We start from the raw sequence: 26,850 nt of genomic DNA, 5'->3' as shown, positions 1-26,850 counted from the left end.
AGACCAGATTATCCTCAAGGAATAATAAAAGCAGTGGAATCTCCTGCGATGAAATGATCAATAAGCAGCTCGGCCTCATGTGCTATCGATTGCTCCAACTCATCAGCCTTATCTCTGGCTATAGATGAGCTCTCCATTAGGTCAGCAATAGCATTCTCAACTACTGAACTCAGGCGAGGTATTCCCAATGTAGCAACATCGGCTGCGGAGATTTCCGGCACACTTGATCCAAACGCAAATCTGACAATCTGAGGTCGGCCAAGTGAGGGATGCCCCATTACGCACTGCAAATACCCACCGCGAATCCTGTCATTAGGGCAAACCCTAAGAATATGATTGGTAAATACCTTACCTACGTGCCATTCAGTCGCCATTACGGTATGTCCGATATTGCCATACACCTGCCCTGAGCACGGTATCAGCAACCAACCTGGCTCAACATGATAATCCAGCTGCTCTTCCTCACTCAGCGACAACACAAACTTCACAATGTCGGGGTTAACTTCCAGAATATCTGCACTATCGAGATACGGCATCCCTCCATCACCATAAATGTGCTTAAACCGCCCGGGCACAAATACGCGGCTCGTCACCCGAGAGAGCGGGTCAATCCGTTCAGCGTGCTTGGAATATGCCAACATAATTTGCTCAGTCTTCGGCACAAAACAACTTGCATCAAGTCGACGTCTCCGGTCAAACATTTGACTTGCCCGAACTGAAAAACCGAGAGAAACGTCTCCATCAAAAGCAAGGGAGGGGAAGCACGATGCAAAAATATCTTCCGCCTCTTGCAATTGCTCAAAAGACTTTGTTCTCAATTCCAAAATCTGGTCGGCTGCAATCTGGAATTTCTTCAGCAGATCGTTTCGCAACATTGGAACAGGTAGAGCATCGAGATGACTTGTTTCAAGGTGTTTAATCACGTGACCATATTGCGCCGCGCCCATCATCGCGCGCCCTTGTGGACTACGCAAAAATGCGTAAACCCACCCCCAATGAGCTTCATCCTTAGGAGAAACACGAAGCAGATCGTGGGAAATCAAGGTGTTCAAATGGGCACTGTGCGAGAGGGTGGCCCGGCCGACACTTCCTGAACACGTCACCAATATTGTTCCAGCTTTAACCATCCGATTTTCAACGTTATCGGTTCGGTCAAGCGAGAGAAATTTGCGAGGAGTAGGCCGCAGGTCAAACACCTGCGTAGCCGCTAGAAAGGGCGTACCGTACTCTCTACTTACTTGAATACCCTTCAAACGGGATGGCTGCCACACGCGAGCTAAGTCGCCAAGAGACGCACGCCCAGTAGTGCGAGCGCTCATCGCAAGTCGGATACCATATCCACTAGCCAAATAATTCTCGGCCTCCATCCGTCGATCTTGTCCCCAGATGATCGAAGCAGGAATAGAGCTCCATTTGGCTTCGTGCCATTTCCAATCAGTCGCGTCCTGCCTCGGCGCGCTCAGTCCTGCTCGTTTAGCCATTTCCGGAACGCCTGTGCAATTTGTAAAGTGTTGTCATCAACAACCTTGCGCTGGGTGCGCTGCTTCTTGTACACGGGGTTTCCGTTCTCGTATTCCTTAACGGTTTCCTCAACCTCTTCAACAATCTCATTACCTTTTTTATCTCTTACATAGGTTCTATTTCCGCGCTTATCATGTCCGATGTGATTTGCCACCGCCATAAAGACGCTATAGTCACTCAGCTTTCTTGCAGCTTTTTCCAAAGCGATCAGCTCGTCAGTTTTACGTTCCAATATAAGGACACTAGTTTGTACGCTTACGTTTGGCTGGAAAGTCTCAGGATGAAGGTCTATAGATGCGAGGACCTTAGTATTAGCTAAAATCCATTGCCGCACATAACCAAGCCCAGGCGAGCCGAGAATCCCATCAGGAAGCACCATCGCTACGCGGCCAGTTCCAGGCTTCAAAAACTTAACGCATCTCTCGATGAAGAGAATTTCAGGCGGCTGAGACTTCTGAATACCTCCTTGCATGACCCATTCATCTGCACTCTTATCGTAAGTCCACGCATGACCCAGATCGAACTTTTCCAATATAGCTGGCTCGTCTACTGGGATTTTTGAACCAAATGGCGGATTCGTGAAAATCAAATCTACCTTGCCGAGCAGTTCTCTTTCCCGTAATTCTTCATCCCAAGTAGCAGGACTTGCAAGGGAGTTAGCCTGAAATAAGCCACCTGCACCGTCATTATTCATGACCATATTCATCTTGGTGGCTTTAACTAGCTCAGGATTGAAGTCCAAACCAACAATATAGTTACGAGCGAACTTAGCAATTCGTGCAGTAATTTTCGGTTCAGCACGTTTAACATCACCCTTCCACTTTTCCAACTCAGCCACTCGGATTTTCTCAATCACCCGATTCATCGCGGATATTAAAAATCCGCCGGTACCACAAGCTGGATCAAGGATCAGTTGCCCCTCTTCAGGGTCGAGCATTGCCGCGACCATATTGCACACATTCCTAGGGGTAAAAAATTCACCTCTGTCACCTCGAAGATTGGAGCCGACAATTTCCTCGTAAGCGTGCCCTTTAACATCCACATCACTTTCGAGCAGAGAATACATTTGCAACTGGGATACGATATATGCCAGGACTTGGGCATTCAAAGCGACAACATCGCTTTCTTGAAAGATCGCTGGATAGTCAGCCTTCACGGACTCAAACAAAGCATCAATTCTCTTTTTTACTTTGAGTTGACCATTCATACCGCTACGCTCAGTAGAAGCGGCATAAAACTCCACCTCACTACTCTCACGTTCGTCATGAATCTTGCAAAAAATCAGCTTCAAAAGCTCCCAGAAAGCCTGGGGTTTTTGCAAGCCCTGATTTCCGGCAATATAGTTGTGACACCGCCTAAATGCAAAGAGAAGTGCGTCAGATGAAGCTGGTTTTAACTGGTCGAATTGAGGCCTCTCCGCATCATCCTCCGACTTGCCAAATCCTGGGATATCAGGGATTTCGTCAAAACTGAATTTACCCTTGACTTCAACTTTACGGTAGCAGAAGCGCTCTAACCCGTTAGTCCACATTCCATACGTGGCATTCGGACACGCCGCCATATAGCTTTGCAGTTGGCCAACGCCCTCTTTTTTATCAGAAGCTTTGATGCCGCGCTCTTTGCACTCGACAATAACGTACGCGTTCGCTTGATCAGGCTCCGCTCCATCATGAAAGATCACCAGATCGGCGCGCGGTTTGCGAGACCCTAATCGAAGCGTAAACTCGACTGCGATGGACTTTTTGGGATATCCATACTCACGCACCAAAGATTTTGCTATCTCCTGGCGCACATATTCTTCAGGAGTTTCAGCACGCTGCGTCAACCCGTCAATAAAATCAAGGACTTTACCTTGTTGGACGATTACCGCCGTTGGCGCAACCCCGGTACCGAGGTCTAAACTGAGTGTCATTGGTATCCAGAAAAAGCAATTTCAAATTAGCAAGGATACCAGAGACTGCCAGGCAGTCCCAAGCGAGGTATCTCATTTGATATGAGATTCGCTCAGCTTGCAGAATTGGCCTGCAAGCCAAGTTCCCGACGACAAATCATTGCCAGAACGTTAGGTGATTCGCATCGAAGTCTGACCAACTACGTTTCAAAGTAATTTCAAGGACATATCACTCCCCTGAGTTGGCATTGTTGCCACTCTGTCCACCAAGCGTGGCATTGCTAATCTAAGGAGTTCCTATATGTCATTAATACATCATTGCCCTCATTGCAATTCCCGTAAAGTCAACATCCGCCATTACGGCCGCAAGATTGGAGGAGCCCTGGGCGCTACCGCTGGTGCGTTAGGCAGCGCCGCCGCCGTGTTGTCCTGCGCTGAAACCGGTGCCGCGCTGGGACTGGCCGTCGGGCCGGTTGGTTCCGCTGTAGGCGGATTGGTAGGAGCGCTTATGGGGGCACTATTAAGTGGCGCGACTGGCTGCGCGGCCGGAGCCGCTGCCGGCGAAGTCATTGACAACAATGTACTTGATAACTACGAATGTCAGGAATGCGGGCGCAACTTTAGCGCCCCGTAATTTGCGCATCAGAATTTGAATGCCCACAGCTCTATAGAGCGCGCTGCGGGCATCTTTTTTGAGTGATCAAGAGACGATCATCAGACAATAACAAACTGGGAATGGGCACTTCATCACTTATTGGCCCACACCTCGCCATCCAAAGCGAATTGTTCCACTACACCCAGAACCAACAAACGCCGCGCCTCGGGCATAGCTCGCAGACGTTTCAAATGGAGAATCTCTTCCTCTGTTGGCTGGAACGGTTCATCCTGCATCTGCGTCAGATTCCCAGTATACGGCCGAGCCTTGTCAGCAACCCCATGTCGCAACCACATAGGTGACACGTCTAACCATTCCGCCAATGTTTCGATTTTGTCAGCGGTGGGACGAGCTTTTCCCGTCAGCCACTTCTGCGCTGCCTGCGGAGTGATAGGCGCCTCGGGATGGCGCAAGCTGAACTGCACCGACAATTCCGTCGCTGTTTCAATTTTCCTTGGGCTACGTTTCAACGCTTGCCGCAGCCGTGTTGAAAACGCCTGCTTCTCATCCACTGTTTTCATAAACAGATTGTGAGAACCCGGCGAGATTTTTGATAACCAATTGGTTGTAAAAACAAACTGATTGGTTTATATTTCACTGATACGGGAACTCGTTTTCCCCGTGTGGTATGCCAGCATGGAATAGCTAGCAACCTTTGCCGCGCTGTTGGAGAAGAAATCCACAGCCGATTTTTTTGTCTACGTGGAGATCAACATGTCCGATGGTTTTGAAGGTAGTCCTGAATACGATGATTGGATCGAATCCGGCGGTCGAGATGAAGATCGCAGCTACTATTATCAGAAGTGGCAACGTCGGGTGCGTAGCAGCTAAGGCAGCCATCAGGGTAACTTGACCGGCGTCGCTTGCCTCATCTATCACCGGCTACAGCGCAACCTGTAGCCGGTTTTGTTATGGGCTTTTCACTCGATACCTGCTATTTCATTCAACATCTAGAAAGATGATAGTTATGAAAACAAAAATTCTGAGCATTCTTCTTTTTGCCCTTAGTATTCCTGTTTTAGCTGCCCAAGGACGTTGGACAGAAGGCTATGGCCAGGGCAACTTGGAATATTTCGCGGATAGCCAAGGTTACCGCCTTTACATCGGTTGCCCGACGAAAGACGGTAGCGCCGATGCTTATTCCTCGGTAATGCTAAATCAAACCAAGAACAACGCCGCTATCAAGCAGTTCACCATCAGCGTGAACGGACATACATTCGATGGCCCCTTTGAAGCTGACAGCCGAGTAGGAACTCAGAATTTCGTGACACTCATCGACGACCTGCGTAAGGCAGATGCGGTGGTCAAGTTTGCAGGAAAGAGCGTTAACTTCGGCAAGAACAATGCTGCTAAAGTTTTGCCCATACAGAAGAAGATGGAGTGCAATCTTCTATAATTTTTTAGTAACGACGAAAGCAACTCGCAATCCCTGTAAAGCCCGGTTGAAGAATTCAACCGGGCTTTATGCTGTATATCTGCCGCTGTTGAGTTAATGTACTAAGATACATATTCCGAATGTCCGCAACCGACCAAAAATCGACGTCTATAGTTTGGTCTGTTTTAAGCGACGAGGGCATTGATCCGCTCAGGCTCGCTTAAATAGGACATGCAAGAGGGCTGATGGGGGCCAGAGAAAGTGGCAAATTCTTTAGCGGGAGAGGAGGATAATGGAAGAGAACAATTTAGAGCAGGACCTCCAGACGGTCTATATCCTTACAAACCCGGCAATGCCGGGCATCGTTAAGATTGGAATGACACGGGCGTCAGATGCGGGTGAGCGCATTGCCGCCCTTGGAAAAAGCAGCGCAGTTCCGCTTCCGTTCGATTGTGTCTTTGCATGCAATGTTCCGGACGCGAGAAGGGTTGAGCAGGCGCTTCACCTTGCATTTGCTCCCGACCGCATAAATCCTTCTCGCGAGTTTTTTAGAACAAAACCCAGTCAAGTCGTGGCTATTCTGGAATTACTGCATCAGAGCAAGGTGGTTACAGAGTTGGTTGAAGCCCAGGCGGAAGCCAAAACCGACCTTGAAGCACTTGAGTCTGCCGCAAAAGACAAGCGCAAGATGCGTCCGAAAATCGATTATTTAGAAATTGGGTTGAAGGTGGGCGACGTCATCACCTTCAGGGACGGCGTGACAACGGCAACGATTACCGGGGCGCACACGGTCAGCTTCAGGGGCGAAGAATCTTCATTGCAACACGTCTCGCTCCAGCTCATGCCTGAAATTGTTGGGCGGGGCATAGCTTCAAAGCTGTACTGGTCATTCAATGGAAAATCCCTGGCAGATCTATACGAAGAATTTCACGGGGACGAAGAATAGCCCTTGATAGTCAGCGAACCAAATGATGATCGGCAAGCGATAGAACGCCTACAGACCTTCGTCGTCGAGTGACTATCTCTTGCGGCAAACGGCCAGGAGCTGTCTTTGACGACGTATATGCTCCACAAAAGAAAAGCGGCGAGCATTTGGCTCGCCGCTTTTCTATCTGGAAGTGCCCGACTCAATCGTCTAAACGACGCCGCTGAAGATTGCCCCCGCCTTCAGAGAACCAGATGCGCGAGTACGCGGACGGCCCAAGTTGCCTTTCTCTTTGACGATCGACGTTTGGAAAACCCGATGCCTTGAACTCGGCTTCACCCGGACGTACTGCTCCGCCTTCGTCAAATAGCACGCGGCCTCAATCACCTTCTGCCTTTTCTCTTCGTCCCAATGGTTCAAGATGCCCGTCCCGATATGCTTGTATTGGTTTTTATTGACCTGACAGTTATTGACAAAACCGCGCCCACCAGTCACCGCTTCCCAGCGCTCACCGATGTTCTTGGCAATCAGGTAGTCGTTTTGAACCTTCGAGCCATTGTAGAACAGCACCAGATGGAAATGGTAACCAGACCACGGACTCCACTCCATCTTCCAAGCATAGCCCACCATAGCCTCAAAGGCGGGGGCCTTGCGCATGTTAGCCAAGAAAGCGTTCAGATCAGCCTTGGCAACACCAACATCAATGCGCGCCATGTTGTCGCTCTTATCCTCGGCCTTTCCGGTCAGCCAGTTACGCTGATCGCGCAACTGTTGGCTGAGCAAACGTTGGTTAGCCTCCGCACGCGCCTGACCGGTTTCGATCGATGCTGAACGATAGAGCAAATCCAAGCGTACCACCACCAAGCGTGCGTAACGCTCCGTCAGAACGTTGATCACTTTAACGAGACGCTTACGGTTCTTGGACGAATTCCGTGCACGATCGGCCATCTTCTTGCGCGTGCCTTCAGCAGCCGCACCCTTCCGAAGCTTTTCGATAAAGTCATTAAAGGCGTCCGCGACAATCCGATTTCCTACTCCCGACAAAATATGAGGATTCTTCACGGTAATGTTTTCCAGCATTTCCTCATGCTGACGCAGAACCGAGAAGAAGAGAGCCAATTCCGGGCTGAAGTCGAACCTGCTCGAATAGACCTCCAGCATTGAATCCATGTGAACTAAGAATTTCCCCAAGGGGAACTCCTTGGCTGTCGTCCTGCCGGAGGGAGTATCAACAACCGAAAACGCCTGCTTCTTGGTCGTCGACACCAACCGCATGAAAGGAACCAGTTGACGCAGGCCACTCATGTCCTGCCCGATCAAATTGGTCGCTCCCTTCTGGGAGACGACACCGCTGATTCTTAAGTCCGAGGTGGAGAGCACCTGCTGCTCCACTTTAGACTCCAAGTCATTTTTCTTGCCCATTTCTTACCCTTGAAGGTCTCGATGCCATGCACTGCCTTGACTGGCAGAGCATGTGCACTGAGAATAATTTTTAATCGTTCTGGACTCATCATGAGGAGCAAGAGAACAACCTCCAAATACGAGTAATAGAGAAATCTCTTAATCTCACTAAAATCCAGAACTCCAGAAGTTCACACTTGCCTGCTGGCGCGAGATTTCTGATCGTCGATCCTCCGCGTGGCCGGAGCAAACGCGGAAGATGACGTTTACCGAGTTATGCCGATCAAGGGCATCAAAAAAGCAGTTACCTCCATCCCGCCAACGTCGTAGTTGGTCGGTAATGAAGCGTCCTTTGCATCGGGCTGATGCAGAACCCTCATCCCACGGAAATGCCCAGCGGATGGGCATCGGAACTAAGATTTCTAGGGCTTGAACTAACTTTTCACGCATCTGGAGGTTCATTCCGACCTCCAGATGACGGCATATCAGCCCCGCAGCCGCATGAAGCATGCAGCCGACGAGGGATCAATTGATGTCGCAGGAAAACTCGGCCCGCAGGCTTAAGTGCTCATCGCCAATCTGCTCGCCTGTACTGCTCTACTGCTTCGTAGGTCTTGCGCAACTGCACGATGAAAGACGAGTTAAAGATATGGGTTTCTGTCAATCTCGAAAAACCAACTCCTTTATGCCGGCTTCCTGCTGGCAAGCCAGACATCCACATCCGCTTCGATCCAACCGACCGAAGCGGGGCCTAGTCGGACCGGCTTCGGAAAGTCACTATCGAAATATTTGCTGTTCGGGTTGAGCTTGTTATAAACGGTGCTACGCGAGATTCCCGTCTTTTCCTGGAGTCGGTTGAGCCGGATGATCTGGTTGCGGACTAAGGGCGGATCGCTCATCAATACACTCCTTGAGTTGTGTTGAGTGGTGGTTGGAACTGATGAACGCAGTTTAGAAATTTTCAGCGGGGCAAACTACACCGTCTACCGGCAGACGGTGAACTTTATTTAAGACATAAAAAAAGCCGAGCATGGCTCGGCTTAGTGCAATGGCCCAGAGGCTATTTATTGCCCCCATTTCCAAATTGAAATATTTGTTTGGCATCCGGCATTTCTGACAACCACTTGGCCAATGTACGATGCACCTCATTCTCACTTTCATTCTTCGGCTCTGGTTTCTTTAACGGGTAACCGACCTGTGCAGAGTATGCAATGACATCATCTTGAACGGCTAAAACAGCATGACTCATGGCCTGCCAACCTCCCGGACGCATGCGCTTTCTTACTTCATCAAAGGCAAATTTCTTGACGAGTTCCCTTTTCTCGTTTTTGCTGCGAGCACCTGCTTGTCCCAGCATCCTTGTCGCAGAGCTATAGGCTTCCGCACTGGCCCTACTGAAAGCGTCGGAAATTGCCTTCTCCAACCCAAGTGAGCCTCGTGCGACGCCGCACCAATAACTCCCCTCTCTCAAATAGGACGACGCCAGGACAAGAAACCCTTTATCACCTGCAAATAATGCTCTCCGGCAATAAACTGTCCCGATAATGATCGGACCCAAGAGTGAAAGATTGAGCATCTCGTCATCTCTCCCGCGATCTTCTTCCGTAAGGTAATGCCTGAAAATCTCAATGGGATCGTCGACATTCACATCATTTTTCATATCGATGGGAACAATGACGTCTTGCAAAAAATCAAGAGAATCTGCACCATCTTTATAAAAGCGATAGCAAGCGGTCAAGTCAGCCAACAATTTGGCGCACTGTAGCTTGAACGGCGCATACCGATGGGCGAGAGGCTCTGGGATAGGAAATACTGTCTGAAGCATTTGGAAATCATTAGGCGGTTAGCTTTTAGAGAAAATGCAATCTAAGATAGGCTACCAAAAGCAAGTTCTTAAAGGCAACGCCTTTGAAGGATAGCTGTGGTTTTACGCATCTTCAGATTTGTCGGTACTTTTGACGGTATATTCGATCGCGACCAACAACAAACATTGATGCTCAGAGGCTTTTAAAGCACTTTTCGATTCCGGCTCCCGCACCAGATGATTACTCAATGAAGTCGCTAGATGTTTTAAAGCCCGCGTGTCTGATGACATGGCGGGCTTTTTGTTTTGTGGTCCGCGTCCGTACAGGGGCATCGCATGACATCCACGATTGATACCGTCATTTTTGACAGTATCTCTTCCCCACCCAATGTACGAAGCCGGCGCTCCTTTCGTTCGTGAAGATCCGCCCCCTGCCCAACGGAAAATAATTTTCTCAATCGAGCAGTATCATTTTTCCGCCCATGGCTATATAATCGCCCCCTCTTCGAAAAAAGACCGCTGCAGCAGCGTCCCTCGTCATAGCGCAGGAAGCCATTTTTCGACGAGCTGCGGGAATCGCAAAACGGCATCAGACACAGCCGGAATGGCAAAGAACATCCACAAAAAGGCCCTCGCTTGCGAGGGCCTTTTTTATGGCCAACAGTTTTGCAAATAATTTGCGCAACCTCCCCAGAAACCGCGCCAGCGCTGGAAACTTATCCCCGTTTTATGTGCATAAACTTGTGGATAAGCTCCTTTCACCCCACGCAAGTGCCGTCCCCGCCTGCCCTCCCAATAAACCGCACAAAATTTAGGCAAGCTGCAGAGCCCGGAAATCATTTCCGGCCCTTGCCGGCCATGGCTTCCCGCAAGGCTTGCGCCAGCGTTGCCGCAGCCGGTTTCAGCACGCGCCCCTTCAAGGTAATGAGCCCCATCGCGCGGCTCAACACCGGGCTGGTGACGGGGCGCGCCACGATGCCCTTGTACGGCGCATTGCGAATGGCCAGCTCCGGCAGCAGCGCCACGCCCAGACCGGCAGCCACCAGGCTGATGGCACCGGCCACGTGATTGGTCTCGTACTGGATCACCGGCCGCTGCGGCACCCGCGCAAAGGCATTGTCGATCAGGCTGCGGTTGCCGCTGCTGGAGGACACCGACACCAGCTTCTCCCCCGCCAACGATTTCCAGTGCAAAGTACTCTGCGCGGCCAGCGGATGATGGGCCGGCATCACGGCCAGGTAGCGCTCGCGCGTCAATTCCTCGAAATCGATCTCGGCTTGCTGCGCACCGATGAAATTCACGCCGAAATCAGCCTCGCCCTTGCGTACGCTCTCCAGTACGTCCGCCGCACTTTCATCAATGATGCGCACCCGCACCTTGGCATGGCTGCGCGCATACGGCTTCAAGACCTGCGGCAGCAGATTGTTGGCCACCGAGGGGACGCAGGCCACCGTCACGTGTTCGCGCCGATGCGCCATACCCTGCTCGACGCTCTTGACGGCCAACTCGAGCTCTTCCATCACGGCCTGGGCATGCACCAGGAACAGCTCGCCCGCAGGCGTGAGCGAGACACGCCGCGTGGTGCGGTCGAACAGTCTTTCCTGCAAGGCCTGCTCCAGATTCTCGATGCGACGGCTCAGCGCCGGCGCCGTGATGAACAGACCCTCGGCCGCCGCGCGAAAGCTCGACTGCCGCGCCACGGCGAGGAAGGCCTGTAATTCCGCTGTCTCGATATTGATGCGCATTTTTTATCAATCCCAAGATTAATTGCAATTAACTTTTCAAAGGATACTACGCAAACTGCCGGGTCTCGCTCCCCATTACAGCAAGATAAAACACTCACAGGAGATCCGCATGATCCGTTTGAAGCACCCTGCGCGCAGCTTGCGCACGTCTCTTTTCCACCGCAGCGTGCTGACGCTGGCCCTGGGCGCAGTCAGCACGCTGGCTGCCGCCGCCGATATCCACGTGGTCAGCTCGGGCGGTTTCGCGGCGGCCTACAAGGCGCTGGCGCCGGTCTTCGAAAAGAAGACCGGCCACAAGCTCATCTCCGGCTGGGGGCCCTCCATGGGACAGACGCCGCAGGCCATCCCCAACCGCCTGCAGCGCGGCGAACACATCGATGTGGTGATCATGGTGGGCGACGCGCTGGACAAGCTGGTGGCAGAGGGCAAGGTCTCCAGGTCCGAGCACAAGCTGCTGGCGCTCTCGCGCATCGGCCTGGCGGTCAAGGCTGGCACCCCCAGGCCGGATATTTCCACCCTTGACGCCTTCAAACGCACCTTGCTCACCGCGCACTCGGTGGTCTATTCGGACAGCGCCAGTGGCGTGTTCCTCTCCACCAGGCTCTTCAAGCGTCTGGGTATCGACCAGCAGATGGCCTACAAGGGTCGCATGATCCCGGCCGAACCGGTCGGTGAAGTGGTCGCCCGGGGCGAGGCCGAAGTCGGTCTGCAGCAGATCTCCGAATTGAAGCCGGTCAAGGGCATCGACATCATCGGCCCCATCCCCGAGAGCGCCCAGCAGATCACCCCCTTCTCCGCCGGTGTCGTGGTCGGCACGCAGGAGGCCAAGGCGGCCCGGGAACTGCTGGACTTCCTCGCCTCACCCGAGGCTGTCGATGCGATCAAGGCGTCGGGCCTGGATCCGGCCGCGCACTGACAAAAGTGAAGGAACGCGCTCAACAACTGCGCCAGAGAGAGAAAGAGAGACACCGACATGAACATAACAACCAAAAACGCCAAGCACTCCAAGCTGTCCACCGTCCTGCGCGTGACCAGCGGCAACTTCCTGGAGATGTTCGACTTCTTCCTGTATGGCTTCTATGCCAGCTACATCTCCAGGACCTTCTTCCCGTCGGATAACGAGTTCGTCTCGCTGATCCTGACCTTCGGTACCTTCGGTGCGGGCTTCCTGATGCGTCCCCTGGGCGCCATCATCCTGGGCAGCTACATCGATCGCGTGGGTCGCCGCCAGGGGCTCATCGTGACGCTGGCCATCATGGCCCTCGGCACCCTGCTGATCGCCTTCGTGCCCGGCTATGCCACCATCGGCGTGGCCGCCCCGATCCTGGTGCTGACGGGGCGCCTGCTGCAGGGCTTCTCGGCGGGAGTGGAACTGGGAGGAGTGTCGGTCTACCTGGCCGAGATGGCCACACCCGGCAACAAGGGCTTTTACGTGAGCTGGCAGTCGGCCAGCCAGCAGGCCGCCATCATGGCTTCGGCGCTGATCGGCTATCTGGTCAGCCAGTGGCTGTCGCCCGCGCAGATCAGCCAATGGGGCTGGCGCATCCCCTTCATCATCGGCTGCATGATCGTGCCGGCCATCTTCGTCATCCGCCGTTCGCTGCAGGAGACCGAGGAATTCCTGGCGCGCAAGCGTCATCCCGGCTTCGGCGAGATCATGCACTCCATCGCGCAGAACTGGAAGATCGTGGTGGCCGGCATGATGATGGTGGTGATGACCACCGTGTCGTTCTACCTCATCACGGTGTACACGCCGACCTTCGGCAAGAACGTGCTCAAGTTGTCGGCCGCCGACAGTCTTGTCGTGACCTTCTGCGTGGGTCTGTCCAACTTCTGCTGGCTGCCGGTCATGGGCGCGCTCTCCGATCGGGTGGGACGCCGTCCGGTGCTGGTGGCCTTTACGCTGCTGACCTTGCTGACGGCCTATCCGGTGATGTCCTGGCTGGTGTCGGATATCAGCTTCAAGCACCTCCTGATCACCGAGCTGTGGCTGTCCTTCCTCTACGCCAGCTACAACGGCGCGGCGGTCGTGGCGTTGACCGAAGTGATGCCGGCGCACGTGCGCACGGTCGGCTTCTCGCTGGCCTACAGCCTGGCTACCGCGATTTTCGGCGGCTTCACGCCGCTGGTCTCGACCTGGCTGATCCAGACCTCCGGTGACAAGGCCGCGCCCGGTTACTGGATGAGCTTTGCCGCCATCTGCGGGCTGATCGCCACGCTGGTACTGTATCGCGGCAAGACAGCGAGCGCGCCTGCCAGTTCGGTTGCCTGAGTAGCTGCCTGCGGCTGCGCCCCGGATAGCCGGAACACGCCCACCAGTTCGCGCAGCCGCTGCGACTGATCCTGCAAGGATTGCGCAGCGGCGGCCACCTGCTCCACCAGCGCGGCATTCTGCTGGGTGGTTTCATCCATGTGCGTGATGGCCTGGTTGACCTGCTCGATGCCGGTCCGCTGTTCCTGCGTGGCCTCGCTGATCTCGCCGACGATGTGCGAGACCCGCCGCACGCTGCCCACCACTTCTTCCATCGTTGATCCCGCCTGCTCCACCAAGCGTGCGCCGGCATCGACCTGCGTCACGGAGTCATCGATGAGCGCCTTGATTTCTTTGGCGGCGCCGGCTGAACGCTGGGCCAGCGAACGCACCTCGGAGGCGACCACCGCAAATCCCCGGCCCTGCTCACCGGCACGTGCCGCTTCCACTGCGGCATTGAGGGCGAGGATGTTGGTCTGGAAGGCAATGCCATCGATCACGCCGATGATGTCCACGATACGGCGCGAGGCCAGGCTGATGCCGGCCATGGTCGCCACGACCTGCTGCACCACCGCGCCACTGCGTGAAGCCACTGCCGAGGCTTCCGCCGCGAGCTCGTTGGCGGCCCGGGCGTTGTCGGCGTTCTGGCGCACGGTGGAGGTGAGCTCTTCCATTGCCGCAGCCGTCTCCTCCAGCGATCCTGCCTGCTGCTCGGTGCGCGCGGAGAGGTCAAGATTGCCGCCGGCAATTTCGGACGAAGCGGTGGCAATGGTCTCGGCACCATGACGCAGCTCTCCGACGATATCGGTCAGGCTCCCGTTCATCTGCCGCAGCGCCTCCAGCAACTGGCCGATCTCGTCGCTCTTGCCCGGTTCGATAGGACTGGCCAGGTTGCCGCAGGCCACCTGCTGCGCGACCTCGACCGCGTGTCGTACCGGGCGCGTGATGGAACGCGTGATCCACCAGGCAAACCCGCCGCCGACAAGCACTGCCAGCAGGGCGATGCCCAGCATGATGCGGGTCTTCTGGTGATATTGCGCAGCGGCTTCTTCACCGCTGCGCTCCATCATCCGGGTGCCGACGGCGATATAGCCCTTCAGGCGCGCAATAGTGTTCTCCTGATCCTGGCGCAAGGTGGTCAGCAGCAATTCGGAGGCGTCCATGGTGGCACCGGTGGAGGCCAGTTGCAGGAAGCGCTGCTGCCCCTGCTGATACTTGCCACGCAAGGCCACGATCTCGGCAAAGGACTTGCGCCCCTGCTCGCTGGACAGGCGCGCCTGCAGCTGGTCCAGCGTGGCCGTGATGGCCGCTTCGCCGCTGGCGATGCGCGCAATCTCCTCGGTCAGTTTCTGATGGTCATCCAGCAGCAGCAGGTTGCGCATGGCGCTGGCGTTTTCGCTGATGCGCAGGAGCACGTCATTGGCCAGCAGGACCTGCGGATACCGGTCCTCGACGATCCGGCGCGTATCCTGGTGCAAGGTGGACAGACTGGCGATGGCCAGGGCCGTGATGCCCGCCAGCAGCGCCAGCACCAGGCCGAAGCCCAGCGCCAGGCGCGCGCCCAGTTTCAGTTGTGCAATCATGAAGTTTCTCCGCAACGCAAGAATGCCGGCGGACCTGCAAGGATGCCGCCCGGCAATGAATTCGGTCTGGACAAAAAAAGGCGGAGAAGAGCACTTCCCCGCCCAAGGCACTACGAAGCGCCCATCCGCTCCAGAATGGGCGCACGCAAGACAAGACTGTTCACAGAAGGTAAAGCTGGCCCTCGCAAGAGGACCTCATGCGAACCTCAGATCCTCAGATCTTCAGAACGAGTGGTGCATGCCGATGGTGGTCACCAGCTGACTGCGCCCACCGGAGACGCCGGTGGCGCCACCTGCACCGGTACCGTTCATGACGGCAAAGCGCGCATCGCCGCCGGCACGCTGGTAAGCCGCCTGCACATACCACTGGGTACGCTTGGAGAACTCATGCACGTGCGACAGGCTCAAGGTGTTCCAGCGCGCGCCTTCCAGCTTGGAGAGTCCGTAGCCGAAGTTGATGGTGTCGAGCGTCGCATAGCGCCAGGCCGCCCCCAGATCCAGGTTCTTCTGCTTGGGCGTGGCACCGCTGGGCAGGGCCAGCTTGACCTGGGTGTAGGACGTGTTCAGGCGGACGCTGCCGATGGTGTAGCCCAGGCCGGCGGCCGTCGTGGTCAGACTGTTGAAGACCGTCGCCGCATTGCCCAGCCCCACGCTGGTGAGGAAGGTCCCGGCAAAACCGGCAGCGCGGTTGTTCAGCTTGGAATAGGCCAGCGCCGCGCGCAACGGACCATTGGTGTAGGTGCCGCCGGCACTGACATTGCGACCATTGCTGCTGTCACCCGCCACTTCGCCAAAGCCGTACATCAGGCTTCCCTGGAATCCGCCCAGGGTCGGCGAGGTATAGCGCACCGCATTGTCGAACTGGTAGGTGTTGGCCAGGCTATCCAGATTGCCCGGATGGAACAGGTACCAGTTGGTCAGCTGGAAACCGTTGGAGAGCTTGCCCACATAGTCGAATACCACGTCGGGCATGTGGCCCAGGGTCACCGCGCCAAAGTCACCGGACAGGCCGATGGTGCTGTAGCGGTTGAACAGCTTGGACGAATTGGGCGTGGCACCGGTATCGGTGTAGAAGCCCGCTTCGAGCTGGAAGATGGCCTTCAGGTTGCCACCCAGATCCTCGGTCCCGCGAAAACCGATGCGGTCCGGCTGCATGGTGCCCTGGTCCAGGCGCGATACCGAGCCGCCATTGAGGTTGTTGATATAGGCTACGCCAGCATCAAGGCTGCCGTAGATGGTCACGCTGCTCTGCGCAAAGGCACCTGCCGACAGGCAGGAAGCCACTGCGGCCATCATTAACTTCTTCATCAAACTCCCCTTCAACGAATAAAGTCCAAACACGCGGCCAGGCCGCATTCACTCACTGCTCCCCTGTGCCCCGTGCGCAGGAAAGGTGACTTCTGCCGGCAAGGCCGCCGCTGCATGGTCAGCGGGCGGCGCAGGCTTGCCGGGTGGTCCGGGTCCGGTGATATTTGTTTTACCTATGGATCGCCGTTCCAAAAATTTTTCAGGCTCAAAAAAATGCCCGGTGCCTGGGCACGGGCATGGTCTTGCGCGAAAACGGCTAGAGATCCAGCACCAGGCGCTGTCCCTTGCAGCCGGAGACGCACACCATCATGGTCTTGCCGGCGGCGCGTTCGGCCTTGCTGAGCACGCCGTCGCGATGATCCAGTTCCCCCTCCAGTACGCGCGTCTCGCAGGCACCGCACACGCCTTCGCGGCAGCTGTGATCGACCGCGATGCCGGCATCGAGCAGGGCATCGAGCAGCGATTTGCCGGCCGGGATGGTGAGGCTGGATTTGCTGCGCGCCAGTTCGGCCACATAGCTGCCGCTCTGCACGGGTGCCAGCTTCTCGGCGGCGAAGCGCTCGATGTGCACATTGGGCAAACCCAGTTCTTCGCAGAGGCTTTCAAAGGCATTGAGCATGGGGGTCGGACCGCAGCAATAGAAATGCGCCTGCTTCGGATAGGCCGCGAGCACTGCACGCAGGTCCGGCGGTGCACCGGCCTCGTCGTCGAAATGGCTGCTCACGCCGGGCTGTCCCAGCAACTGCGTGGTGAAGGCAGCTTCCTTGCGCGAGCGGGCGCAGTAGTGCAACACTGCCTCCCTTCCCTGGGCGCGCAGGTGGTGATACATGCAGGAGATCGGCGTGATGCCGATGCCTCCCGCAATCAGCACCGACAGGCTCGCCGATGCGTCCAGTGGAAAATTGTTGCGCGGTGCCGAGATCGACAACGTGCTACCGACCCGCAATTGTTCATGTACGTAGCGCGATCCGCCACGACTGCTGCGGTCGTTGAGTACGCCCACCACGTAACGATGACGCTCGAGCGGTGAGTTCGACAGCGAATAGCTGCGCACCAGCCCATTGCCCAGATGCAGGTCGATGTGCGCGCCCGCCTCGAAGGCCGGCAACTCGCCGCCGTCGGGCAGGCACAGTTCCACGCTCACGACACCCTGCGCCTCCCAGCGCATGGCCTGTACACGGACGGAAAGAAGAGGACTGCTCATGAATGCACCACCATCAAATCAGATTCGTTCAAACAAGCTCATGCGGTCACGCGGTCATGCGCTCTGCGCGCCGCAGATCCACACCCAGACGGGCATACGCATCGATCTCCACCGTCAGTTCCGGAAACACCAGGGCGCTGACTTCCACCAGCGTGGAGCAGGGATACGGACCGTGCTCACCGAAGAAGTCACGGCGCGCACGTCCAACCTCGTCCTTGTGCGCGATATCGGTCAGGTAGATCACCAGCTTGGTGATGCTGCCCGGCGTACCGCCGGCAGCGCGCACCAGGTCGGCGATCTTGCCCAGCACCACCAGAGTCTGCCGGTAGGTGTCCAAGGTCTGCTGGCGTGTGGCCGGATGCGCCGTCATGCCGGACATCATGATGTCCTCGCCGATCACCAGGCAGTTGGACCAGGTAGCCGATGCCAACTCCGGCACACTGGCGCACTGCACATGGCGCACGACGGGCGCGTGGGTGGCGTCGTTCATGCCGCGCGGACCGGAGCCTTGGCTGCGGCCAGTTCTTCCTCGCGTGCCAGCTGGGCCTTGGCCAGCCCGCGCAGATGACGACGCAGGCGCACGATGCCCATGTCATGCTGGTACAGCATCTCGCGCTGGTTGGCATCGGGCTCCATCAGTTCCAGCACCACACGATCCTGCTCCAGCACGTTCCAGTGGCGTGCTTCCAGGCGGTTGCGATAGAGGAAGCGCCAGGTGTCGCGCTGCCAGCCCGAGAGCTTGCGGCAGCGCCAGTGGAAGACGGCGGCGATGTTGTCCACGATGGGCGTGTAGCTGCCGATGATGACGAAGCTGCCGCCGGGGCCACCGGTCTTGGGATAGGGAATGGCCAGGCGCATCCAGTGCAGGCCGGTATCGCCCCATTCGGTCCAGTCAAAGTTGACGTCGCGCTGGCCTTCCTTCTCGAAGACGAAACCGATGTCAGTCTCGCGGATGCCGAAGCTGGCGGTATTGTCGCCCTCGGCCATGGAGTGCGACTGCTTGTGCAGGAAGGTGCCGTGCATCGGGTCCATGACGTTGTCCAGCACGTAGCGGTAGTCGCCCTTCCATTCGGTGTAGCAGAGGAAGTTGGAATACTCGGGGCTGGTCAGTTCTTCCGGCAGGCGCAGCGGCGGCGGTGTATCGACATCCTCCAGGCTGTTGTAGAGGAAGATGGCACCGGCCGCTTCGGTCACGTGGAAGCGCCGTGTTGCCTTGGCTCCTTCCAGCTTGCAGCCGGGGCTGCCGGGCACACTGGTGACCACGCCGTCGAAGCGCACCTGCACGCCGTGATAACCACAGGCGATACGGTCGCCCATGGGAATGCCCATGGACAGCGGCGCACCGCGATGCGGGCAGTGGTCTTCCAGCGCATGCAGCTTGCCCGAGGGCTCGCGCCAGAACACGAATTTCTTGCCCAGGCGGCGCAGCGAGACCGGCTTTTCAGCCACGAACTCGGACGGGCAGATCGGATACCACAGGTCTTTCAGGCCGACGGCCAGGACGGCATCGACGGGATCATGGGCGGCAGTTCTCATTTCGGGTCTCTCCTGTTAGGGCTGGCAGGCTGGCGATGGACGATGGTCCTCAGGCGGCCAGGCGGGCGATCTCTTCCTGGTAGTTGGCTTCGGTCCAGATACCGGCGTTGTAGGGGCAGCTCGGGCCGGTACGATTGAGATGCGCCACCAGCGCACTCAATTCATGGATACCGGCGGCGTAGGCGCGCTCGATGGAGTCGCCCAGCAGGTCCTCGAACTGGGTCGGCGGGCGGCGGCGCGCCTGGTGCGGGTTGAGATAGATATCGGTAACAGTTGCAACCATCATTGGCCTCCATTTCTGACGCGCTCGCGGATGCGTTCGCGCACGGGAACAAAATCGTAAGTGGGATAGCACTCGGTACGGAACACGCCCCAGGCCGAGCGCTCAAGTTCGACATTGACTTGCGGCAGCAGCGCCGGCGGCAACGCCAGCGTGACGATCTGGCCCAGGCCCATGGCCACGGTCCAGGACACCACGCGGGTCCCTTCAACGGGAAAACGCTCCCACCAGTCCACCTGTTTCATGTGCGCCTGGATCTGCTCGAGATTCATGGACTGGTCATGCTTGAGGACGATGGTCAGCAGCATGGTGTCGGCGGAGGTTTCCGGATTCACTGGCGCTCCTTGTTTCATGCAGTGACGACTTCAGCTTGCGGCTGCAGCGGCACCTGCCAGGCATCGTAGCCATACACCCAGTCGGCATTGCCGCCTTCACGCAGCCAGTTGTTGCCACGTGATCCGATCTGGATGGTCGAGGCGCGCTCCATGCGCAGTTGCGCGTAGCGATGCAAGGCTGCAGGCACGTCGCCCAGCGCAGCGACGCTGGCCAGGCAACGCGCCAGCACCACCGCGTCTTCGATGGCCATGCCAGCCCCCTGTGCCATGAAGGGCATCATGGGATGGCAGGCATCGCCCAGCAGAACCATATTGCCCTTGGCCCAGGCCGGCAGCGGATCGCGTTCGTAGAGGGCGGTCTTGAGCACCTCATCGCAGGCGTCCAGCAGGGCTGTGGCATCCGGATGGAAGCCCGCATAGCTGTCGCGCAGTTCCTGCACGTTGCCCGGCGTGGTCCACGATTCCAGATGCCAGCTTTCCTGAGCGGTGGTGGCAAAGATGAAGATGTCCTGGCCGCGATTCAACGGGAAGGTAACGATCTGGCTTTCCGGATTCGGTCCCCACCATTTGGTAAAGGCCTGCAGGTTGGGCACAGCGGCCACCTTCGCTGCCGGGATCACGGCGCGGAAAGCCACCACCCCGGTGAAGCGCGGACTTTCCGCGCCGAACATGGCAGTGCGTACGGCGGAGTGAATGCCGTCGCCGCCGATGAGGACATCGACACGATCCTCGCTGCCATCGGTGAAGTGCAGGACAATGCCATCGCCCTCCTCCCGGATCGTTTCAGCACGCTTGGCAAAGCGCACCTGCTCCAGCGGGAACACGTCGGCCAACGCGGCCAGCAGATCGGCACGATGGATGGTCAGCTGCGGCGCACCGTATTTCTGTTCGGCGGTATCGCCCATGGCCAGGCGCGAGGTTTCCTCGCCGGTATTCCAGGTGCGGCTGATGCGATGGGTGGGACGCGCGGCGGTCCGGCGCACGGCCTCGCCGATGCCCAGGCCATCCAGTGCGCGCACTGCATTGGGGGTCAGGTTGATGTCTGCCCCCACGCGCAGGAATTGGCGCGACTGTTCATACACCACTACCTCATGTCCGGCGCGCTGCAGGGCGATGGCTGCCGTGAGGCCGCCAATGCCGGCACCGAGGATTCCGATCTTGAAGGACATCTGGATTTCCTTTCGTGAAATGTCTTACTTGCCGGCCGGCGCGCGGTCGGTCAGAAATTTGCCGCTCGGCCCCTGGGCGTTTTTCTGGCGCCGGGTGTTGCCGTCGATGCCGCCATCGATGGCCCATTCGGCAAACACGGTCGGGCCGGGTTCGAAGTCGCGCGGCTCCCAGTGGGCATCGAGCTGGTCTTCGTCGGCGTAATACTCGATGAGGCCACCGGCCGGATTCTTGAAGTACCAGAAATAGGCCGAGGAAATCGGATGGCGGCCCGGCCCCAGTTGCGTATCCCAGCCCTGACGCGACATGTGCATGCCGCCACCGAAGACCTCATGGATATCGCGCACCGTGAAGGCCACGTGATTGAGGCCCGCGCGTGCTTCCGGCGGTTGCAGCAGGAAGATGTCGTGATGGCCGCCGACGTCGGCGCAACGCAGGAAGGCGCCGCGTTCCGGATAGCGGTCGGAAGGGACGAAGCCGAAATGCTCGCAATAGAATTTTTCACAAGCCTTCACATCCTTGACGAAGAACACCACGTGCCCCACTTCGATGGGCGCAGCGCGTTCATAGATGGGGCTGCGCTGGTTGATGCGATTCTTCTCGTTCCAGGTGTTCATACGGGCGCATTGCACCTCCACCTCACGCTTGACCGAGACCTGGAAGCGCACCGCCAGTCCGTTGGGATCGGTGCAGCCCACGCGCTGACCATCGTTGACGAAGCCAGGCAAACCACTGATGCGACTGGCGAACTTGTCCAGCACCGCCGCCGAAGAGACGCCCCAGACCACTTCGCGCAGGGTCGGACCGGCTTCGATGGCCGGGGGCAGGCTGGGGTCGGCGCTGTCGCGCACGATGACACGGCAGCCGTTGTGCGATTCAAAGACCAGCCCGGCGGCACTCTCCTCTACCAGCGCCATGCCCCAGTCGAGGAAGAACCGGCGGCAGGTCGGCAGGTCGTCTGCGCCGTAGATGATTTCGTCGATACCCAATACGTCCATGTGACTCTCCAATCCGTGTTCAGCCCGCCCAGGGCAGCGGCTGTTCGTTCAGGCCCCAGTACATGGCCTTCTGCTCCATGTACTGCAGGATGCCCAATCGCCCCTTCTCGCGTCCCAGGCCGCTGTCACGCCAGCCGCCGAAGGGAGTCGAGATCGAGAACTGCTTGTAGGTGTTGATCCAGACATTGCCGGCTTGTACCGCACGGCCCACGCGCCAGGCGCGCTTGTAGTCGCGCGTCCAGATACCGGCGGCCAGGGCGTAGACGCTGTCATTGGCCTGCCGGATCAGATCCTCTTCATCGTCGAAGGGCATGGCGACCAGCACCGGGCCGAAGATCTCTTCCTGGCAGATGCGCTGATCATTGCGCAGTCCCTCGATGATGGTTGGCGTATAGAAGTAGCCACGCTCGAAGGCTGCGCCCTTGGGGCGCACGCCACCGGTGCGGATGCGGCCGCCGTCGGTGACGCCCATGTCGACGTAGCGCTCGATGCCCTCGCGATGACGGGCGGTGATCAGCGGTCCCATCTGGGTGCGTTCGTCGGCCGGATCGCCCACCCGCAGGGCGGCCGCACCGGCGGCCAGGCGCTCCATGAACGCTTCATGCAAGGAGCGCGCCACGAACAGGCGTGAACCGGCGATGCAGGATTCACCGGAGCTGCTGAAGATGCCGTAGAGCACACCGGCGACGGCATGATCGATATCGGCATCCTCGAACACCATGGTCGGCGACTTGCCGCCCAGTTCCAGCGATACCGGCATCATCTTGTCGGCGGCAATGTGGGCGATGTGTTTGCCGGTCGTGGTGCCGCCGGTGAAGGAGACGCGCTTGACCAGGGGATGCAGGGTGATGGCATCACCGATGACCGAGCCCTTGCCCGGCAGTACGCTGATGAGGCCCGCAGGTACGCCGGCCTCGATGCACAGACGCGCCAGCGCCAGCGCGGCCAGCGGCGTGACTTCCGCAGGCTTGACCACCACCGCGTTGCCGGCCGCCAGCGCCGGTGCCATCTTCTGTGCCTCGCTGGCAATGGGCGAATTCCACGGCGTGATGGCGGCCACCACTCCCATGGGCTCATGCACGCTCATGGTGAGATTGTCGCCGCGCATGGGGGTGAGCGTTTCTTCCAGGGTCTCGCAGGCAGCGGCAAAGAACTGGAAGGTGGCAGCGGCACTGGCTACCAGATTGCGCGTCTCGCTGATGGGCTTGCCGTTGTCCAGGCGCTGCAGTTGCGCCAGCGCCTCACCGTTCTCGCGGATCAGTTGCGCCACGCGATAGAGCACGGCAGCGCGTTCATGCGCTTTCTTCTGCGCCCAGCCGCTGGTACGAAACGCCCGGTCAGCACCGCTGATGGCTTCCTCCACGTCGGCTACGCTGGCTGCGTGCAGGCTCGCCACGGCTTCGCCGGTGGCCGGATAGAGCGTGGCATACCGATCCCCGCCCCCCAGGCGCCATTGACCGGCGATGCAGATGGGCTGGATATCGTTCAGATTCAACATGGTTCTTTTCTCCTGCCCCGGTTCAGATCGAGAGCGCATGGGCACGATTGCCCAGGGCGCGCACGACGCTGTAGACGGTCAGCGCCGATGTCTTGGGATTGGCCGCCAGCGGCTTGCCGCGCATGGTCAGCTCAAAGCCGCCAAAGGCACCGCTGGCCTCCACGTGGTGGATGTTCTCGCTCACGCCGGGGTCGGCGTAGAGCCGTACCCGGGTCTGGTCCAGGCCCAGCCCGGCCAGCGACAGCGTGGCCGCGACATTGGCATTCTTGGGATACAGGCGCGCGGCCTCGCGGGCACTGCCTTCAAAGATCACGGTCGCTTCCTGCAAGGCATCCAGATCGAAGGCCGTCTCCGCCGGCGTGTCTTTCCAGGCGCGCGGTGGCTTGCGCCCGGTGTAGACCACCGCGTCCAGACCGCCGACCTTGGCCGCCGCCAGGGCATCGATGGCACCGATCGCACCGGAGAGCAGTTGCACCTGGGTGCGGCCGGCACGGGCAGCGGCTTCCAGCTTGTCGACCAGGCCGGGCTCGGACAGGGCACCGATGGAAACCACCATGCAGGGGATACCGCGCTCCAGTGCCGGGATGATGTGTTCGCCGATGGCCTGGTGGCCCGCGCATTCGATGAGCAGGTCGGGACGTTCCTCCCCCAGGCGCGAGACCACCCGCGCCGAAGGGGCCAGCGTGGAGACGGCGCTGCGGGCGCGGTCCATGTGGGCCTCGGGCACCACCACCATGTCGAAGGCGACCTCGGGATCGCTTTTGAGGATTTCCATGACGCCCACTCCAATGGCGCCGCATCCGATCATCGATACGTGCAACATGCGCTTCTCCTTATGCCGTGGCCGCAGTGGCCGCAGCGGCAACCACGGCAGCAGCGGCGGCAGCGGCCTTTTCCTTCTCGTTGACCGGCGGTCCGGCAAAGGCAGTCTTGAAACTGCCGATGGCCAGCATGTCGATCTCCAGCAGGAAGGGGCCCGGTGCAGACGAGGCCTCCTTCAGTGCAGCCGCCACCTCGCCCAGGTTGCCCACGCGCTGGTGCCGCAGCTTGAGCGCCGAAGACAACTGGGCATAATCGGGCGTGTGCAGATCGACGTAGTGGCGGCGACCACCGTATTGCGCATCCTGAATGTTCTTGATGACGCCGTAACCCTTGTCATTCATCAGCACGATCACCATGTCGGCCTGTTCCTGCACCGCCGTGGCCAGCTCACCCAGATTGAGGATGAAGCCGCCGTCACCGGCCAGGGTGAAGGTCTTCTTGCCCGACCGCGTGACCGCCGCGCCGATGGCCGCACCGATGCCCATGGCCAGCCCCTGACCAATGCCGCCACCCAGGGCGTGCACGCCGGCGCGCGGATCGAAGATGCGCAGATAGCGATTGCCCCAGGTACTGTTGGAGACGGTCACGTCACGCACCCAGTTGAATTGACGACCGGCGCTCTGCTGCAACTGCTCCACCAGGGCACTGTAGGGGCCGAGCCCATCGACCAGTCCATGCACGGCCATCTCGCGCGCCTTGCCCAGATCGCCCATGAAGGCCGGATCGACCTTCAGCGCCGCCAGACGGTCCGCCAGCCCGGCCAGCACCAGCGCCGAATCTCCGCAGACGAAGTAGTCGCTGGTATAGCAGCGGCCTTCGGCCGCCGGGTCAGCATCGACCCGGTACAGCGGGCGCGGCAGCTTGAGTTCATATTTGAGGGTTTCATTGCCGCGCAGGCGCGAACCGACCACGAGCATGGCATCGCAGCTCTGGTAGAACTGCTCCACCGGCTTGTGCAGGTTGAATGCGCCCAGCGAGCGTGGGTCATCCTCGGGCACGATGCCGCGCCCTTGGGTACTGGTCACCACGCCAAAGCCCAGATCCAGCAGGCGCTGTACTTGTGCGCCGGCATGGCGGGCACCGCCGCCCAGCCACAGCAGAGGACGCTTGGCCTTCATCAGACGCTCGGCCAGTTCATCCAGCGCGCGCGCCGACGGTACGCTCTGCGGGATAGCCAGCGGTTGCAGGTTGATCGGCATGGGGATCATGGCCGCCTGGATGTCGATGGGAATCTCCACCGAGACCGGGCCCATGGGCGGCGTCAGCGCCGTCTGCACGGCCAGCTTGATGGTACTGATGGCAGTCTCGACGCTGCGGATGCGGAAGGCCGCCTTGGAGATGGCCTTGAGCATGCTCAACTGGTCCGGTGCTTCATGGATGTAGGCCAGGCTCTGGTCCAGATAGGGTGTTTCGATCTGGCCGGTCAGGTGCAGCAGGGGCGTACCGGCGGTGAGTGCCTCGACCATGGCACCGGCGGCGTTGCCGGCGGCGGTGCCGGTAGAGGTCAGGCAAACGCCCAGGCCAGCGGTGGTACGGGCGTAGGCATCGGCCATGTTGGCGCCGCCGGCTTCGCCACGCGCCGGAATGAATCGGATCTTGCCGCGCTCGCCGAAGGCATCGAGGATGGGCATGTTGTGGATCGAGATCACACCGAAGGCAGCCTTCACGCCGCACTGCTCGAGGAAAGCCGCAATGGCGCAGCCGACGGTGACTTGGGGTTGGGTATTAGGCATGGCGGGAAAGTCCTCCTGAAACATCGATATGGCTGCCTGTGGTGTACGAGGAAAGCGGCGTGGCGAGGAACATGATCGCCTGCGCGGCTTCCCGGGGAAGGCCGAGACGGCCGAGTTGGATCTGTTTTCTGGCGGCCAGCGCAGCGGTCCATTGGGCCCAGCTCTGATCCTGCTGCTCCGGGCCACGGGCAGCGTAGCGGCGGCGCCATTGGCCCGACTCCACCAGGCCGATGAGGATGCCGTTGACGCGTACGCGTGCGGCTTCGCCGCCGGCCAGTTCGGTGGCCAGCGAACGCACCAGGTTGTGTACTCCGGCGCGGGCCGCCGAGGTCGCCACCATGTGCGGCTCGGGTTGCGTGGCCAGCAGCGAGTTGACGCAGACGATGGCGGCATCGCCATCTCGCGCACTCATGGCCTGCAGCTGCGGCAAGAAAGCGCGGGTGGGGTAGATCACCGAAAAGAATTTCAGACGCAGCTCTTCGCTCCAGGCCTCATCGGCCGTGTCGGCAAAGGTCGAGACGCGTCCCTGTCCGGCGTTGTTGACCAGCATGGAGACCGGGCCCAGCGTGCTTTCCACCGAGGCTGCAAAGGCTTGCACCTGCTCCTGCGCCAGCACGTCACAGGGCGCGCTGTAGAGTCGGGCTTGGGGATAGCGTTCACGCAGCGCGGCCTCAGCCTGCTTCAGGCGCTCGCCATCGCGGCCGCAGAAGGCCACCGCCGCACCGGCTTCCAGCAAGAGTTCCACGGTGGCCAGGCCGATGCCGGAGGAACCACCGGTCACCACGGCCACCCTGCCCTGAAGAGAAGTCATGGGCATC

24 protein-coding genes are annotated in these 26,850 nt (G+C 58.7%); 4 read left to right on the top strand and 20 right to left on the bottom strand.

Annotation, left to right across the window (positions count from 1 at the left end):
* Positions 1-14: 14 nt before the first annotated feature.
* From GWL_RS23265 to GWL_RS04390, 3 genes are all read right to left on the bottom strand, one after another.
* Positions 15-1,481, bottom strand: a complete 1,467-nt coding sequence (locus tag GWL_RS23265; protein ID WP_008327098.1) for a hypothetical protein — start codon at positions 1,479-1,481, stop codon at positions 15-17.
* On the bottom strand, positions 1,460-3,433 hold the full coding sequence (locus tag GWL_RS04395; protein WP_008327097.1) for an N-6 DNA methylase: 1,974 nt from the start codon (positions 3,431-3,433) through the stop codon (positions 1,460-1,462). The genes GWL_RS23265 and GWL_RS04395 overlap by 22 nt, the downstream gene beginning before the upstream one ends.
* Positions 3,434-4,159: 726 nt before the next feature.
* Positions 4,160-4,588 carry a transcriptional regulator gene (locus GWL_RS04390; protein WP_034350068.1) on the bottom strand — a complete coding sequence of 143 codons (429 nt, stop codon included), beginning with the start codon at positions 4,586-4,588 and terminating at the stop codon, positions 4,160-4,162.
* A gap of 446 nt (positions 4,589-5,034) precedes the next feature.
* Between GWL_RS04390 and GWL_RS04385 the strand changes: the two genes are divergently transcribed.
* Positions 5,035-5,463, top strand: coding sequence for a hypothetical protein (locus tag GWL_RS04385; protein WP_157174195.1), 429 nt, complete (start codon positions 5,035-5,037; stop codon positions 5,461-5,463).
* Between the two features lie 271 nt (positions 5,464-5,734).
* Positions 5,735-6,388, top strand: coding sequence for a GIY-YIG nuclease family protein (locus GWL_RS04380; protein ID WP_034350064.1), 654 nt, complete (start codon positions 5,735-5,737; stop codon positions 6,386-6,388).
* 189 nt (positions 6,389-6,577) lie between these two features.
* Here GWL_RS04380 and GWL_RS04375 read toward each other — a convergent pair whose 3' ends face one another.
* The 4 genes from GWL_RS04375 to GWL_RS04360 form a co-directional block, all read right to left on the bottom strand.
* Complete coding sequence (locus GWL_RS04375) at positions 6,578-7,789, bottom strand: inovirus-type Gp2 protein (protein ID WP_034350062.1); 1,212 nt, start codon at positions 7,787-7,789, stop codon at positions 6,578-6,580.
* 662 nt (positions 7,790-8,451) lie between these two features.
* On the bottom strand, positions 8,452-8,667 hold the full coding sequence (locus GWL_RS04370; RefSeq protein WP_034350060.1) for an AlpA family transcriptional regulator: 216 nt from the start codon (positions 8,665-8,667) through the stop codon (positions 8,452-8,454).
* Positions 8,668-8,828: 161 nt separating this feature from the next.
* Entirely contained in the window at positions 8,829-9,593 is a 765-nt protein-coding gene (locus GWL_RS04365) for a hypothetical protein (RefSeq protein WP_034350058.1), read from the bottom strand.
* A gap of 815 nt (positions 9,594-10,408) precedes the next feature.
* Positions 10,409-11,317 (bottom strand): LysR family transcriptional regulator, encoded by a 909-nt coding sequence (locus tag GWL_RS04360; protein ID WP_008327080.1) that lies wholly within the window; start codon positions 11,315-11,317, stop codon positions 10,409-10,411.
* Between the two features lie 109 nt (positions 11,318-11,426).
* Here GWL_RS04360 and GWL_RS04355 point away from each other — a divergent pair, with 109 nt between their 5' ends.
* Together GWL_RS04355 and GWL_RS22880 are read left to right on the top strand one after the other, a co-directional pair.
* Positions 11,427-12,233 (top strand): substrate-binding domain-containing protein, encoded by an 807-nt coding sequence (locus GWL_RS04355; RefSeq protein ID WP_008327079.1) that lies wholly within the window; start codon positions 11,427-11,429, stop codon positions 12,231-12,233.
* Between the two features lie 57 nt (positions 12,234-12,290).
* Positions 12,291-13,589: an MFS transporter gene (locus GWL_RS22880; protein WP_157174194.1), complete on the top strand. Its 1,299-nt coding sequence runs from the start codon at positions 12,291-12,293 to the stop codon at positions 13,587-13,589.
* Here the strand turns inward: GWL_RS22880 and GWL_RS04345 are convergent.
* The 13 genes from GWL_RS04345 to GWL_RS04285 all read right to left on the bottom strand — a co-directional run bounded on the left by GWL_RS04345 (position 13,493) and on the right by GWL_RS04285 (position 26,849).
* Positions 13,493-15,151, bottom strand: coding sequence for a methyl-accepting chemotaxis protein (locus GWL_RS04345; RefSeq protein ID WP_008327078.1), 1,659 nt, complete (start codon positions 15,149-15,151; stop codon positions 13,493-13,495). The genes GWL_RS22880 and GWL_RS04345 overlap by 97 nt on opposite strands.
* Before the next feature lie 222 nt (positions 15,152-15,373).
* Positions 15,374-16,447, bottom strand: coding sequence for a porin (locus tag GWL_RS04340; protein WP_008327077.1), 1,074 nt, complete (start codon positions 16,445-16,447; stop codon positions 15,374-15,376).
* Positions 16,448-16,715: 268 nt separating this feature from the next.
* Complete coding sequence (locus GWL_RS04335; protein ID WP_034350053.1) at positions 16,716-17,663, bottom strand: PDR/VanB family oxidoreductase; 948 nt, start codon at positions 17,661-17,663, stop codon at positions 16,716-16,718.
* A gap of 46 nt (positions 17,664-17,709) precedes the next feature.
* Entirely contained in the window at positions 17,710-18,153 is a 444-nt protein-coding gene (locus tag GWL_RS04330) for a RidA family protein (RefSeq protein ID WP_008327075.1), read from the bottom strand.
* Positions 18,150-19,199, bottom strand: coding sequence for an aromatic ring-hydroxylating dioxygenase subunit alpha (locus GWL_RS04325; RefSeq protein WP_008327074.1), 1,050 nt, complete (start codon positions 19,197-19,199; stop codon positions 18,150-18,152). Before GWL_RS04325 ends, GWL_RS04330 begins: the two co-directional genes overlap by 4 nt.
* 49 nt (positions 19,200-19,248) lie before the next feature.
* Positions 19,249-19,482, bottom strand: a complete 234-nt coding sequence (locus GWL_RS04320; RefSeq protein ID WP_034350517.1) for a recombinase-like helix-turn-helix domain-containing protein — start codon at positions 19,480-19,482, stop codon at positions 19,249-19,251.
* The gene (locus tag GWL_RS04315) at positions 19,482-19,832 is read right to left on the bottom strand and encodes a hypothetical protein (RefSeq protein WP_085943555.1); all 351 of its coding nucleotides are present in this window, start codon (positions 19,830-19,832) and stop codon (positions 19,482-19,484) included. The genes GWL_RS04320 and GWL_RS04315 overlap by 1 nt, the downstream gene beginning before the upstream one ends.
* On the bottom strand, positions 19,829-20,983 hold the full coding sequence (locus GWL_RS04310) for an FAD-dependent monooxygenase (protein WP_008327067.1): 1,155 nt from the start codon (positions 20,981-20,983) through the stop codon (positions 19,829-19,831). The genes GWL_RS04315 and GWL_RS04310 overlap by 4 nt, the downstream gene beginning before the upstream one ends.
* Positions 20,984-21,007: 24 nt before the next feature.
* A complete protein-coding gene (locus tag GWL_RS04305) occupies positions 21,008-21,979 on the bottom strand; it encodes a VOC family protein (protein ID WP_008327066.1) in 972 nt (323 codons plus the stop codon).
* Positions 21,980-21,998: 19 nt separating this feature from the next.
* Positions 21,999-23,477, bottom strand: coding sequence for an aldehyde dehydrogenase (locus tag GWL_RS04300; RefSeq protein WP_008327064.1), 1,479 nt, complete (start codon positions 23,475-23,477; stop codon positions 21,999-22,001).
* Between the two features lie 22 nt (positions 23,478-23,499).
* Positions 23,500-24,300: an aspartate dehydrogenase gene (locus GWL_RS04295; RefSeq protein WP_008327063.1), complete on the bottom strand. Its 801-nt coding sequence runs from the start codon at positions 24,298-24,300 to the stop codon at positions 23,500-23,502.
* 10 nt (positions 24,301-24,310) lie between these two features.
* Positions 24,311-26,032: a thiamine pyrophosphate-binding protein gene (locus tag GWL_RS04290; protein ID WP_034350049.1), complete on the bottom strand. Its 1,722-nt coding sequence runs from the start codon at positions 26,030-26,032 to the stop codon at positions 24,311-24,313.
* On the bottom strand, positions 26,025-26,849 hold the full coding sequence (locus tag GWL_RS04285) for an SDR family oxidoreductase (RefSeq protein ID WP_034350046.1): 825 nt from the start codon (positions 26,847-26,849) through the stop codon (positions 26,025-26,027). Before GWL_RS04285 ends, GWL_RS04290 begins: the two co-directional genes overlap by 8 nt.
* Position 26,850: the final 1 nt, after the last annotated feature.

It is taken from the genome of Herbaspirillum sp. GW103 (genome assembly GCF_000261365.1).
In the GTDB taxonomy this organism is placed as follows: Bacteria; Pseudomonadota; Gammaproteobacteria; order Burkholderiales; family Burkholderiaceae_D; genus Herbaspirillum.
Note: the sequence above shows the minus strand (reverse complement) of the source record. Positions and strands in the feature narration are given on the sequence as shown.

Bases quoted from the DNA above. Each gene is read 5' to 3' on its own strand.
- GWL_RS04315 (WP_085943555.1), bottom strand. From the start codon at position 19,832: ATGAAACAAGGAGCGCCAGTGAATCCGGAAACCTCCGCCGACACCATG.
- GWL_RS04355 (WP_008327079.1), top strand. From the start codon at position 11,427: ATGATCCGTTTGAAGCACCCTGCGCGCAGCTTGCGCACGTCTCTTTTC.
- GWL_RS04390 (WP_034350068.1), bottom strand. From the start codon at position 4,588: ATGAAAACAGTGGATGAGAAGCAGGCGTTTTCAACACGGCTGCGGCAA.
- GWL_RS04335 (WP_034350053.1), bottom strand. From the start codon at position 17,663: ATGAGCAGTCCTCTTCTTTCCGTCCGTGTACAGGCCATGCGCTGGGAG.
- GWL_RS04365 (WP_034350058.1), bottom strand. From the start codon at position 9,593: ATGCTTCAGACAGTATTTCCTATCCCAGAGCCTCTCGCCCATCGGTAT.
- GWL_RS04320 (WP_034350517.1), bottom strand. From the start codon at position 19,482: ATGGTTGCAACTGTTACCGATATCTATCTCAACCCGCACCAGGCGCGC.
- GWL_RS04345 (WP_008327078.1), bottom strand. From the start codon at position 15,151: ATGATTGCACAACTGAAACTGGGCGCGCGCCTGGCGCTGGGCTTCGGC.
- GWL_RS22880 (WP_157174194.1), top strand. From the start codon at position 12,291: ATGAACATAACAACCAAAAACGCCAAGCACTCCAAGCTGTCCACCGTC.
- GWL_RS04310 (WP_008327067.1), bottom strand. From the start codon at position 20,983: ATGTCCTTCAAGATCGGAATCCTCGGTGCCGGCATTGGCGGCCTCACG.
- GWL_RS04325 (WP_008327074.1), bottom strand. From the start codon at position 19,199: ATGAGAACTGCCGCCCATGATCCCGTCGATGCCGTCCTGGCCGTCGGC.
- GWL_RS23265 (WP_008327098.1), bottom strand. From the start codon at position 1,481: ATGGCTAAACGAGCAGGACTGAGCGCGCCGAGGCAGGACGCGACTGAT.
- GWL_RS04290 (WP_034350049.1), bottom strand. From the start codon at position 26,032: ATGCCTAATACCCAACCCCAAGTCACCGTCGGCTGCGCCATTGCGGCT.
- GWL_RS04300 (WP_008327064.1), bottom strand. From the start codon at position 23,477: ATGTTGAATCTGAACGATATCCAGCCCATCTGCATCGCCGGTCAATGG.
- GWL_RS04375 (WP_034350062.1), bottom strand. From the start codon at position 7,789: ATGGGCAAGAAAAATGACTTGGAGTCTAAAGTGGAGCAGCAGGTGCTC.
- GWL_RS04360 (WP_008327080.1), bottom strand. From the start codon at position 11,317: ATGCGCATCAATATCGAGACAGCGGAATTACAGGCCTTCCTCGCCGTG.
- GWL_RS04370 (WP_034350060.1), bottom strand. From the start codon at position 8,667: ATGAGCGATCCGCCCTTAGTCCGCAACCAGATCATCCGGCTCAACCGA.
- GWL_RS04285 (WP_034350046.1), bottom strand. From the start codon at position 26,849: ATGCCCATGACTTCTCTTCAGGGCAGGGTGGCCGTGGTGACCGGTGGT.
- GWL_RS04340 (WP_008327077.1), bottom strand. From the start codon at position 16,447: ATGATGGCCGCAGTGGCTTCCTGCCTGTCGGCAGGTGCCTTTGCGCAG.
- GWL_RS04330 (WP_008327075.1), bottom strand. From the start codon at position 18,153: ATGAACGACGCCACCCACGCGCCCGTCGTGCGCCATGTGCAGTGCGCC.
- GWL_RS04385 (WP_157174195.1), top strand. From the start codon at position 5,035: ATGAAAACAAAAATTCTGAGCATTCTTCTTTTTGCCCTTAGTATTCCT.
- GWL_RS04305 (WP_008327066.1), bottom strand. From the start codon at position 21,979: ATGGACGTATTGGGTATCGACGAAATCATCTACGGCGCAGACGACCTG.
- GWL_RS04395 (WP_008327097.1), bottom strand. From the start codon at position 3,433: ATGACACTCAGTTTAGACCTCGGTACCGGGGTTGCGCCAACGGCGGTA.
- GWL_RS04295 (WP_008327063.1), bottom strand. From the start codon at position 24,300: ATGTTGCACGTATCGATGATCGGATGCGGCGCCATTGGAGTGGGCGTC.
- GWL_RS04380 (WP_034350064.1), top strand. From the start codon at position 5,735: ATGGAAGAGAACAATTTAGAGCAGGACCTCCAGACGGTCTATATCCTT.